General features: G+C 72.3%; 6 protein-coding genes. 2 read left to right on the top strand and 4 right to left on the bottom strand.

Annotation, left to right across the window (positions count from 1 at the left end):
* The first annotated feature begins 11 nt into the window (after positions 1 to 11).
* Entirely contained in the window at positions 12 to 1955 is a 1944-nt protein-coding gene (locus GXP76_RS29800; protein ID WP_277993975.1) for a hypothetical protein, read from the top strand.
* Positions 1956 to 1994: 39 nt separating this feature from the next.
* Here GXP76_RS29800 and GXP76_RS29795 read toward each other — a convergent pair whose 3' ends face one another.
* Positions 1995 to 2522, bottom strand: coding sequence for a hypothetical protein (locus GXP76_RS29795; RefSeq protein WP_242574727.1), 528 nt, complete (start codon positions 2520 to 2522; stop codon positions 1995 to 1997).
* 52 nt (positions 2523 to 2574) lie between these two features.
* On the opposite strand from GXP76_RS29795, the gene GXP76_RS29790 reads away from it, so the two are divergent.
* Positions 2575 to 3321, top strand: coding sequence for a TetR/AcrR family transcriptional regulator (locus GXP76_RS29790; RefSeq protein WP_242574726.1), 747 nt, complete (start codon positions 2575 to 2577; stop codon positions 3319 to 3321).
* A gap of 189 nt (positions 3322 to 3510) precedes the next feature.
* Here the strand turns inward: GXP76_RS29790 and GXP76_RS29785 are convergent, their stop codons facing one another.
* From GXP76_RS29785 to pulA, 3 genes are all read right to left on the bottom strand, one after another.
* Positions 3511 to 4218, bottom strand: a complete 708-nt coding sequence (locus GXP76_RS29785) for a DUF4230 domain-containing protein (RefSeq protein ID WP_242574725.1) — start codon at positions 4216 to 4218, stop codon at positions 3511 to 3513.
* 125 nt (positions 4219 to 4343) lie between these two features.
* Positions 4344 to 6380: an NB-ARC domain-containing protein gene (locus GXP76_RS29780; RefSeq protein ID WP_242574729.1), complete on the bottom strand. Its 2037-nt coding sequence runs from the start codon at positions 6378 to 6380 to the stop codon at positions 4344 to 4346.
* A 127-nt stretch (positions 6381 to 6507) separates the two neighbouring features.
* A complete protein-coding gene (pulA, locus tag GXP76_RS29775; protein ID WP_242574728.1) occupies positions 6508 to 11754 on the bottom strand; it encodes a pullulanase-type alpha-1,6-glucosidase in 5247 nt (1748 codons plus the stop codon).
* Positions 11755 to 11762 lie beyond the last annotated feature (8 nt).

Genomic DNA, 11762 nt, shown 5'->3' with positions numbered 1-11762 from the left:
AATGGATCGTTCTGCTGGGCGTGCCCCCACACGACACCGTCACGGCCGGTCCCGCCGCCACCGTCGACGTCGAACAGGCCGAGGCCGTCCTCGTCGAGCACTACCAGCGGCTGGCGCGGCTCGCCTATCTCGTGCTGCCTCCGCCCCTCGGGCGCAACCGGCGCGTGCTGACCGCGCACGCCCTCGTTCAGCGCTCCCTGCCGCGCGGCCGCGCGGCGGCCACCGCCGACGGCGGATACGCCTACGTACGAGGCCGGGTGCTGCGGCAGGCCCTCGACGCGGGGCGCACGCTGCGCCGCGCGGCGTGGCCCCGGCGCGCCCAGCTGCCGCCGCTGCTGCCGCACGTGTGGGGCCTGCGGCTGTTCCCGCGCTCAGGGGGCGCCGACGAACTCGCCCTCGACCGGCGTCTGTCGGGGCTCTCCGGCGGCGCCAGGGCCGCCTTCGTACTGAGAGGGCTGGAAGGGCTGACCGACACGGACGTGCGCAGGCTGCTCGCCGCCGCCGGGGTCGAGGATCCGCACGCCGCGCTCGTGGAGGCGGACGGCATCGGTACGGAGGGCGTGGCGCTGCTGGAGTCCCCCGAGTACGACCCCTGTTCGCTCCAGGCCCGCCCCACCGATCTGCTGCGCCGGCGCCAGCACGCGCGCGCCGCCGTCGCGGGCGTCGCCGCCGTCGCCGTCTGCGGCGCGCTGGTCGGTCTGCCGGGCGGCGGCTGGGGCGCGGACGGCGCCGCAGCACCCGCGTACGCGAGCAACCCGGCGGCGGAGGCCGCCCTGGACCCGGCGAAGGTGCGGCGCGTACCGGCGAACGCCTGGCAGGCGTCGTCCCGTACCGACTTCTCCGTGTGGCCCACGCGCGGCGCGCTGGCCGCCGACCGGCCGCTGCTGCGCCGGGCGCTGGCGGTCTGGGCGAGACCGGGCGCGTCGGTGCGGGTCTCGTCGACACCGGCGACGCCGGTGGGACCGCCCATGGGACCTGCCCAGCTTCTGTACGCGGGCGAGGTGGACCGGGCGCGGGTGGTGCTGCTGTACGACGGTCTGCGGATCGCCCGGTACGCCGAACCCCGCACCGGCACGGGCTCGGTGGCGCTGGACTTCGCCCGGGTCGACGGGGCGGCGGCCGACACCGCGCCCGGCGCGGCCCCGGCGACGTACGCGCTGGTCGCCGGGCGCGCGGACGGCAATGTGCGCTATCTGACGGCGCCCTGGGTGACGGCGACGTCCGTACGCGATCTGCTCGACCCGGCCGGTGACGCGGTTCCCCTGCGGCGCGGCGCGGACGGTGTGACCGACCCGCTGCCGGCGCCGGGCGCGAGGCGGGAGTGCGGGGCGTGGGACGTGCTGGAGGTGGCGGAGAGGCCCACGGGCGGTGGCGCGGGCGCCGTACGGCTGCTGACCGACCTCGGCGAACTCACGCCCGCCCGGCTCACGTCGGGCCCGCCGTCGGCGCCCGCCGACGTGTCGGGCGAGGCGGCGCGCGCCGCGTGGGCGCGTACGGCGTGTCTGCTGCCGGCGGTGCGCTCGCACGGGGTGCGGACGGTGAACTCCTGGCAGTACGCGAGTCAGCTGCTGCCCGAGTCCAACGGCGGCGCGCGGTGGGTGTGCACCCGCGCCGACACGTGGCGCGGTACGGACAGCAGGGTGCTGGCGCAGTTCCAGGCGCCGTCGGCGAACGCCGGTGCCCCGCAGCCGGGCGCGATCGCGGCGCGGGCGGAGGACACGGCGGCGTGCGGCGCGCGCGAGCCCCATGTGCTGGCGGGCGTGCTGTGGAAGTCGCGCGGCGGCCGGTGGTACGTACTGGCGGCCGGCGGCGGCGAGTTCCGCTCCGTCCGTACGACGGGCGGGGTCACGGGCGACGCGCGGGGGCGGCTGCTGGCCGTACCGGCGAAGCCGGGTGACCGGGCGGAGCTCGACGGGCGGCTGGCCGACGGCACGCGGGTGGGCGCTCTGCGGTGACGGCACCGCCCGGGTCACGGCGGCGGTGGTGGTCCGGGCTCAGGGCAGGAGCAGCCATTCGGTGGCCAGCGTCGCGGCGAGGCCGACGCCGAGTACCCAGGTGGCGAGGCGGGTGCGGCCGTGCCTGCTGAGTTCGATGACGACGCCGCAGAGGATCATCGCGAGCCCGTAGAGCCCGACGACGAGGACGGAGCCGCGGTTGGCGAGCCGTACCGCCAACAGCCCGGCCATGGCGACCAGAAGGACCGAGGCGACGATGACACGGAGACGGCGGGCCTGGCGCGGGGTGAGGGCGGTGTCGTCGTGCGGGGCGTCGTCTTCCGCGGTGTCGCCGTGCGCGGAGCCCTCGGAGCCCGCGGCGCCCGCGGGACCGCCAACACCGGTGTCCCGCCCGGCGTCCGGCCTGCTCTCCGACCCGCTCTCCCGGTCCCCCGCCGGCGCGTCCGACCTCTCCGGCGCCTCCGCTTCCGTCTCCCCCCGGGCCCCGGACTCCGCCTCCGGTTCCGGCTTCGACTCCGGCCGCGATTCGGGCGTTTCGGTGACCTCTTCCTGGTCAGATGCGCTCATGGTCGGCGAGCGTAACCGACAGGCTTCAACCACCGACGGTTAGGCTGTTCATATGACGACCGGGGTCCGACGCAGAATGGGCGTCGAAGAGCGACGCCAGCAACTGATCGGTGTCGCGCTGGAACTGTTCAGCCACCGCTCGCCCGATCATGTCTCCATCGACGAGATCGCGGCGGCCGCCGGCATCTCCAGGCCCCTGGTCTACCACTACTTCCCGGGCAAGCAGTCGCTGTACGAGGCCGCGTTGCGGCGGGCCGCCGACGAGTTGGCCGAGCGCTTCGCGGAACCGCGCGAAGGCCCCCTCGGCGCCCGGCTGCTACGGGTTATGACGCGCTTCTTCGACTTCGTCGACGAGCACGGCCCCGGCTTCTTCGCGCTGATGCGGGGCGGCCCCGCCGTGGGTTCGTCCACGGCCAACGCGATGATCGACGAGGTGCGGCAGGCCGCGTACGAGCAGATACTGTCCCACCTCTCCGTCCAGTCACCGCCGCCCCGGCTGGAGCTGGTCGTGCGCTCCTGGGTGTCGCTCGCGGAGTCGACGGCGCTGCTGTGGCTCGACGGCCGCCGGATCCCGCGCGGGGAGCTGGAGTTGCAGCTGGTGCACGATTTCGCCGCGCTGGCCGCGGTGAGCGCGGCGTACGACGACGAGATGGCGCGGATCCTGCTGCCGGTGCTCGCCGACGAGCCGCCGGGCGGCCCGTTCGGCGATCTGCTGGCCCGTCTGACGGCCCTGGCGGCGACGCTGCCCGGGCAGCCGGCACCGATAGCGGCACCTCTGCCGGCACCCCGCACCGCCTAGGGCCTGTCCGGCGGATCTTCGGGGATCAGCCCGGGGCGTCCGGTGCGGTGCATCGCAAGGCGGAGGATCGTGCTCGTACTGGACGTACTTGGACGAGTCCGACAACGCGGCGAGGTGCAGTGCCAGGCGCTCCGGGCCCCCGAAGATCCGCCGGACAGGGCCTAGGCACCCGCCGACGGGGAGCGGCGGTCAGCCCGCCTCCCCGTAGACCACCGTCACTTCCTTGAAGCCGAGGGAGGTGAGCAGTCCTTGCAGCATGCTGGTGGTGTTCTTCTCCGCGCGCTCGGTCAGTCCGCTGTCCTTCGCGGCGTCCTGGATGTGTTTGGCGGCGAGTTTGTTGACGGCGCGCTCGTCGGCCGGGTTGTCGGAGAAGAAGTCACCGAGCCGGTCGAGCAGCCCGCGCTGTTTGGAGACGGCGTACGACCGGTCGGCGTCCAGCGTGGCCTTGCCGAGCTGGGCGTGCGGCAGCCGCAGTGTCGCGGTGGTGCGCTCCTTGTTGACCTGTACGTTCTCGTCCCCGATCCCGCCGAGGTCCACGTACGAGCCCACGCTGCCCGCGCCCACGTAGAGCGTACGGCTGCCCTTGATGGTGTCGGGGAGGAACTTGGCGTCCTTCTCCAGGTCCACCACCACCTGGAAGTTGCCGGACGCCGCCTGGTACCGGCTGAGGTCCTGGATGGACTTCAGGAGCGTCGGCCCCGTGCGGTCCTTCGTCTTCTCGCCGAACACGTCGTCGAAGCCGGGCACGAGATCGAGCCTGCCGCCGATCCCGATCAGCACGACGAGCACCACGAGTCCGGCGGGCAGTTTGATCCACCAGGGGGCTCGCGACACGCGCGACCCCCGGGTGCCGCCCTGACTCTGTTCGGGTTCTGGTTTCACGTCGGTGGACGTCATACCTACCGGGTTACCCGTCCGGCGGGGTTCACGCTCCGCCGGATACCGCAACAAGTTCCGGCAACTCCCGTGCATGAAACGAGCGTTGGCGGTGCGCAGACGGTACGCAGGCGCAATCGCGCCGGTCAGGGCAGCGGTCCCCGCAGCGCCCGCGCCAGACCCTGCGCGCTGTTCCCCGACAGACCCCGCCGGAATTCCGCCTCGTAGGCCCGGTCGCCCGCCGCCTCGCGGGCCCGGCGTTCGCACTCCGCGCGGACCGCCGCCAACTCCGGGGTGCCGCGCTGGGGGTGGCCGACCATGTCCCAGTACGCCTGGCCGGTCCCGTAGACGCGGGCGGCCCGCTCACCGTCGCCCTGGGCGGCGACCGCCGCCGCCAGCAGGTCGAGGCCGAGCGCGATGCCGAAGCTGTCGCGCAGTTGGTGCTTGCCGGCGAGCATCGAGCGGGCGTGGGTCTCCGCCTCGTGCGGTCGGCCGCTCAGCAGGTGGATCAGGGAGAGCTGGTAGTCGGCGTACGAGCGGGTCCAGCACTCGCCGCGCGCCGCGCACTCCTCGCGGAGGGCGGCGGCCTCCGCGGCGGACTCGTCGAGCCGGCCGAGGCCGGTGAGGGCGAAGACACGGACGAGCCGGCAGCGCAGTTCGGAGGGGTGGGAGAAGCCGCCGCCGCCGACGGCGCGCAGCGCGCGGTCGGCCACGGTGTGGCCCGCCCGGGTGCGGCCCGTCATGAGCGAGGTGAGCCCGAGGAGGTACGCCGCCGAGAGCGTGGACTCGGGGTCCTTGTCGCGCCAGGCGGCCGTGACGCACCGTTCGCCGATCCGGTGCGCCTCCTCGTGGTCGCCCTGGAGCATGACGGTCAGCCCCATCGCCCACAGGGTGCGTGTGCGGTCCGGGCCGGGGGCGTCATGGACGGCGAGGGTGCGCTCCAGATAGATCCTGGCCTCGTGGAGGTGGCCGCAGCAGGTCCAGAAGAAGCCGACCCGGCCCGCCATCTCCTGGGCCGCCGCCGGGTCCGTGGCGAGGAAGTGGTCGAGGGCGGCGCACAGTTCGGAGTGGCTGTCGGCGATCCTGCCGTACCAGGCGACCTGGTCGTGGCCGAGCCATCCGGCGTGCGCCTCGCGGACGAGCGCGGCGAAGTGCGTGGCGTGGCGGTCGGCGAGTGCGCGTTCCTCGCCGAGTTCGGCCAGCCACAGGGCGCCGTACTCGCGGAGTGTGTCGAGCATCCGGTAGCGGGTGCCGTCGCGCCGGATCACGGAGCGGTCGGCGAGTCCGGCGAGGGCGCGGGTGACGTCGTCGGCCCGGAGCGGGCCGCCGGCGCAGACGGCGCGCGCGTCGGCCTCCTCGATGTCGCCGCCGAACACGGCGAGCCTGGCCCACAGCAGCCGCTCCGGCGGGGGGCAGAGTTCGTGGCTCCAGCCGATGGCGGTGCGCAGCGCGCGGTGGCGCCGGGGCCAGGCGGTCCGGTCGGTGAGGACGTCGAGTCGGGAGGTGAGCCGTTCCGCGATCTCTTCGACGCTGTTCTCGCCGAGGCGCGCGCAGGCGAGTTCGAGGGCGAGCGGGATGCCTTCGAGACGGCGGCAGATCTCCTGGGCCGCCGCCGCTGTCGCCGGTTCGTCGAGGGAGATGCCGGGCACGGCCGTCGCGGCGCGCTCACGGAAGAGGGCGAGCGCCAGGCCCTTCTCGTCGTCGCCGTCGAGCGGCAGGGGTGCCACCTCGACGCGCTCCTCGCCGGCGGTGCCGAGCGGCTGCCGGCTGGTGGCGAGGACGGTGAGGCCGGGCGCGGCGGTGAGCAGGTCGGCGACGAGCTGGGCGCAGGGGTGCACCAGCCGTTCGCAGCAGTCGAGTACGAGCAGTGCCCGCCGGTCGGCGAGCCGTTCGCAGAGCGCTTCGACGGGCATCCGCAGGGTGTGGTCGGAGAGTCCGACGGCGTCGGAGACGGTGACGAGCAGCAGCCGCTCGTCGGTGAGCGGCGACAGGTCGGCCCACCACACACCGTCGGGGAACCGCTCGGCGGCTCTGTCCGCCGCCCGGAGCGCGAGTCTGCTCTTGCCGATGCCGCCGGGGCCGGTGAGTGTGGTCAATCGGTGTGTCCGCAGGGCGCGTTCGACGGTGACCAGCTCGGTCGCGCGTCCGACGAAACTGGTCGTCTCTTCGGGAAGGTGTCCCACCACGGGGGACAGTCTGGCCCAGTTGAGGACCTCGACTGCCACCCGTGGTGAGAACCGGTCAGAATCGGACTGGTTCTGTCATTCGGTCGGGTCCGTCACCGGACCTTCCCTTCCGTGTTCCCTCCGTTCACGCGCCCGCCCGGAAGACCGCCACCGTCCGCGCGGGCACGGTGAAGGTGCCCGAATCCGCCTCGTACGACGCCTTCTTGACCGTGGCGTCCGAGCCGGACGCCTGCACGGGGTGCAGGCCGTAGGCGCGGTCGGCGAGCGCGGCGACCCGCTGCTCGGCACGGTCCGGGGTGGCGTTGAAGACCACCACCAGCTCGCCGAGGCGCATCGTGATGACTCCCGGTGTCTCGTCGGGTCCGGACAGCGGGAAGGACAGGGCCGACTGGACGGCGCCGGTGGAGGTGAGCCGGAAGTCCGCCTCCGTGGTGCGGATTTTCAGCAGATCCTGGTACGCGGCGGAGGCGCCGGAGATCTCCGGGCAGCCGGGCGCGATGCCCCGGGTCCCCAACAGAGGCTTGGCGTAGGGCCACTTGTCCTCGTTGTCGGCGGCGAACGGCAGTCCCCGCCCGAAGCCGTTGCCGTCCCGGCAGTCCCAGTTGATCGCGTTGAACCAGTCGCCGCTGTCGTAGGAGTTGCGGTCCAGCGACTTGGAACGGAGCAGGTCCGTCCCCGCCTGGGACAGCGACGGTCCCTGGGTGAGCGTCGCGGTCGCCATGGCGAGCACCTGCGCCCTGGCCCGGTCGGCGGCCGGTGTGGCGCGCGGCAGCTTGAACGCGAGTGCGTCGTAGAGGCTCTCGTTGTCGTGCGCGTCCGCGTAGGCGAGCGCGTCGCCGGGCGCGTCGGCGTATCCGGCGGGCGATCCGTTGTAGTCGACCTCGGAGCCCTTGACGGTGCGGCCTGAGGTGTCGGTGAACGAGTAGCCGGCGAGATTGCCGCTGAGACCGACCTTGATCAGGTCCTGGTAGTGCAGCAGCCTCGCCCGCTGCTCGGCGGGAGTGCCGTTCGCCGCCGAGGTGTTGGGGTCGGTGAACAGTCCGGAGGCGAAGCCCTGGACGCCCGGGTCCTCGTCGAAGGGGCCGCCGCCGCGCACCGCGTCGCGCGCCCGGTCGGAGAAGGTCGCGATCCCGGTGCCGGCCATGTTCTTCTGCGTGGCCTGGACGAAGCGCGCGTCCCCGGCGATCTCGCCGAAGTCCCAGCCCTCCCCGTAGAGGACGATCGACTTACCGTCGACGCCGTCCCTGGCGACGGTCAGCGCGTCCAGCGCCTTGCGCACGGCGAGGATGTTGGCCTTGGGGTGATGGCCCATCAGATCGAAGCGGAAGCCGTCGATCTTGTACTCCTTGGCCCACGTGACCATCGAGTCCACCACGAGCTTGCCCATCATGGCGTTCTCGGGCGCGGTGTTGGCGCAGCAGGTGGAGGTCGCCACGGTGCCGTCGTCGAGCAGCCGCTGGTAGTAGCCGGGCACGATCCGGTCCAGTACGGACTTGGGGTCCTGGCCGCTCGCCACGGTGTGGTTGTAGACGACGTCCATGACGGTCCGCAGGCCGGTGCCGTTGATGCCCTGCACCATCCGCCGGAACTCCACCGTGCGCTTGGTGCCTTCGGGGTCACTTGCGTAGGAACCCTCGGGCACCGTGTAGTGCAGCGGGTCGTAGCCCCAGTTGAAGCCGTCCTGCGCCGCCGCCTTGGCGACGCACGCCTGCTGCTCGTCGGAGTCGGGGGCGTACACGGACAGATCGCAGGCGGGTTCCTGCTGGTCGGTCCTCTTCTCCGGGATGGTGCCGATGTCGAAGGCGGGCAGCAGATGGACGTAGCTCGTCCCCGCGTCGGCCAGCCCGGCCAGGTGCTTCATGCCCTTCGACCCGGTGTCGGTGAAGGCCAGATAGCGGCCGGGGTGGTCCGAGGTGCGGTCGGCGATCGAGAAGTCGCGGACGTGCAGCTCCTGGATCTGCGCGTCGCGCATCGGGACGGCCGCCGGCTTCTTCAGCGTCGACCAGCCCTTCGGGGCGAGCTCCGGATCGGTGAGGTCGACGGCGAGGCTGCGTGCCGAGTCGGTGGTCAGGGCGGTGGAGTACGGGTCGGTGACCTTGTTGGTGACCATCTTCCCGACGGTCGGCGCGAAGACGTCGACCACGTACCGGTACGGCTTGCCCGTCCAGCTCTTGTTCCCCTCGACGGACCAGACGCCGCTGCGGTCGTCCCGCCGCATCGGTACGCTCCTGCCGTCGAGTTCGAGGGCGACACGCCGCGCGGTGGGAGCCCACACGGACAGCGTGGGGCTTCCCTTGCGGAAGACGGGGCCGAGCGAGGCACGCGTCGCGTCCGCGCCGTACAGGTCGTCGAGCACGCCGGGGATCTGTACGCCGGTCGCGTCGAGCAGCGCCCCGTTGGCGGCCCGCTGTGTGGCGATGAGCTGGCCGCGCAGGGACTCCTTCACCCTGTCCCGGTCGCGCGGGTCGACGGTGAACGCCGGGAAGTCCTTCAGATGCGGGTACTTGGTCTTCTGCGCGTCGCTCAGCGTGCCCGGGGCGAGCCGCAGCCACTGCCCCTCGTCGGAGAGCGCGCCCTTCTCGACGGTGATACCGCCGTCCGGGGCGTACACCAGTTGCTGGCTGGTGGCCTCGGTGGCCTTCACCTTCCAGACGACGGTGTCCCGGTCGATCCACTGCGCCTCGGCCTTGCCGAGGTCCGGGGTGGGTACGGCCCCGGCGGTCGGCAGCAGATACTTGGGCCGTCCGCCGAGCAGCCAGACCTCGTTGCCGTACGTCGCCAGGTCGAGCGACTGGTCGGACGGCAGGTCCTTCTCGTCGCCCTTGTGGAGGATGTAGCTCAGTGACGTGGCGCCCTCGGCGAGCGGCACCTCGTACGTGACGCCGTACGCGTCCTCCTTCACCGGCATCAGCGGCTTGGCCCAGTCGGTCGGGTCCTTGGCGCCGGTCCAGGTGTGCAGACCCCAGCCGTCGTACTCGCCGTCGGCCCGCTGGTAGTGCAGTACGGCCTTGGTCCTGTCCTGCGGCGGGTAGGCGCCGTCCGGGGCCCGCTCGCTCTGGCCGTCCTCGCCCTGCTCGATCCAGACCTCGCCGGTCTTCGCGAGGTCGACGGTGCGCTCGGGTCCGTCCGCCGTGCCGTCCTTGACGACGGTGTACGGGACGGCGGAGGCGCCCTCGGTGACGTCGACCCACGCGAACGCGCCGTAGGCGTCACGGCCGGTGAACTCGGCCGTCTTCACACCGGACTTGAGCTGCCAGCCGTCGTACTCCCCGTCGGCGCGCCGGTAGTGCACGATCGCGTGCTCGCGCTCGACGGCCGTGGGCGGCTCGGGGGCCGGTGCCCGGCCCGCGGTCGAGGAGGCGAGGTCCGAGGCGGTACGGCCCCGGCTGTCGACGACAACCGCCTTGTAACGCAGGGGCGTTCCGGCGGCCACGTCGTCGTCCAGATACTGGGTGACCTTGTACGGGGCGTGGTCGGCGCTGCCGAGGGTGCGCCACTTGCCGTTGCCGACCTGGGCGGCGAAGACGACGCGGCCCAGCTGCCCGCCGTCGGCGTCCGCGGTGATCTCGACGGTGCCGGTGGCCCCGGCCGCCGGGGCTTCGAGGGTTATCGAGGGCTTGGCCGCGGGCTGCGGGAGCGGTGCGGCGGCGCGCAGGACGACCGCCGACAGAGCCGGGACGGTGACCTCGGCCTTCGCGTCGGCCCCGGTGCGTACGGTGCCCGAAGTGCCGTACAGGGCACGGAAGTCGGTGCGCGCCGATCCGGTCGGCACCTGAACGGTCTTCGGCGTGCCGGCGTTGTTGACGGCGACGACGTACTCGACCCGCTCACGCGCGTCGGTGCGGGAGAACGCGTACACCGAGTCGGCGGCGTACCGCTGTGTCTGTACGCCGTCCCGCAGCGCCGGGTGCCGCGCAGTGAGTTTCGACAGTTCCGCGATGGAACGGTAGATCGGGTGCGTGGGGTCGTACGCGTCGGAGGCGTGCGTCCGGTCGGTGCCGAGCTGGTCGTCGTCCAGATAGTCGGGGGTCTTGGAGGCGAAGAGGCTCTGGCGGGCGTCCTTGTCGCCGCCGGGGCCGGTGAAGCCCTGCTCGTCGCCGTAGTAGATCACCGGGTTGCCGCGCGAGAAGAACATCAGCTCGTTGGCGAGGCGGGCCCGCTTCAGCAGCTCGGCGTCACCGGCGTCCGGGTTGTCCTGCTTGAGGAAGGTGCCGATGCGGCCCATGTCGTGGTTGCCGAGGAACGTGACCTGTTCGTAGGCGTTGGCCTTGTCGGTGGTGTAGCGGTAGTCGTCGGCGAAGACCTTCGCCGGCCGCTCGGCGGACGCGCCCTGGGAGGCGTACGCGCGCACCGCGTCCTGGAAGGGGAAGTCCAGGGTGGAGTCGAGCCGCCCGCGCGTCACGTACGGCGAGGTGACGGCCGTGTCGGCGGAGTAGACCTCGCCGAACATGAAGAAGTCGTCGCGGCCGCGCTTCGCGGCGTAGGCGTCGAGCGCGGTGGCCCACTGGGTCCAGAAGTCCAGGTCGACGTGTTTGACGGTGTCGATGCGGAAACCGTCGATGTCGAAGACACGGACCCACTTCCGGTAAATCTCCGCCATGCCGTCGACGACCTCGGGACGCTCGGTCCACAGGTCGTCCAGCCCGGCGAAGTCGCCGTACTCGGAGCTCTCCCCGGCGAAGGTGGAGTCGCCCCGGTTGTGGTACATCGTGGGGTCGTCGAGCCAGGACGGGACCTTCTTCTCGCCCGCCTTGGGGGCGGGTGTGTACGGGAACGCGTCCGCGTCGACCCTGCTGACGCCCTCGCGGTCGTCGAAGGGGCGGCCGTCCTTGTCGAGGTAGGGATAGGCGCCCTTGGGGCGGTAGCCGTACTTCTTCTCCGCGTAGTCGACGGTGTCGGCCGTGTGGTTGGTGATGACGTCGAAGAAGACCTTCATGCCCTTGTCGTGGGCCTTGTCGATCAGCTTCTCCAGCTCGGCGTTGGTGCCGAAGTGCGGGTCGACCTGGGTGAAGTCGGTGATCCAGTAACCGTGGTAGCCGGCCGACATGTCGTCGCCCGTGCCCTGCACCGGCTTGTTCTTGAAGATCGGCGCCATCCAGATGGCGGTGGTGCCGAGCCCTTTGATGTAGTCGAGCCGATCAGTGATCCCCTTGAGGTCGCCGCCCTGGTAGAAGCCCTTGTCGGCGGGGTCGAGACCGGTCCGCTCACGTGAACCGGTCAGCCCGCCGCGGTCGTTGGACCGGTCGCCGTTGGCGAAGCGGTCGGGCAGCACGAAGTAGAACTGTTCCCGCGTCAGATCGTGGCGGGCGGGTTCATCGGCGAGCCGGGCGTCCGACGGCGGGGCCGGGGCGCGGGCGGCGACGGCCGGCAGCGCGGGCA

Origin of the sequence: Streptomyces sp. NP-1717, from assembly GCF_022695985.1 — a bacterium.
In the GTDB taxonomy this organism is placed as follows: domain Bacteria; phylum Actinomycetota; class Actinomycetes; order Streptomycetales; family Streptomycetaceae; genus Streptomyces.
This window is presented reverse-complemented; position numbering and strand designations above follow the sequence as displayed.

Coding starts and splice junctions, on each gene's coding strand:
- GXP76_RS29795 (WP_242574727.1), bottom strand. CDS start 2,522: ATGAGCGCATCTGACCAGGAAGAGGTCACCGAAACGCCCGAATCGCGG.
- GXP76_RS29790 (WP_242574726.1), top strand. CDS start 2,575: ATGACGACCGGGGTCCGACGCAGAATGGGCGTCGAAGAGCGACGCCAG.
- GXP76_RS29785 (WP_242574725.1), bottom strand. CDS start 4,218: ATGACGTCCACCGACGTGAAACCAGAACCCGAACAGAGTCAGGGCGGC.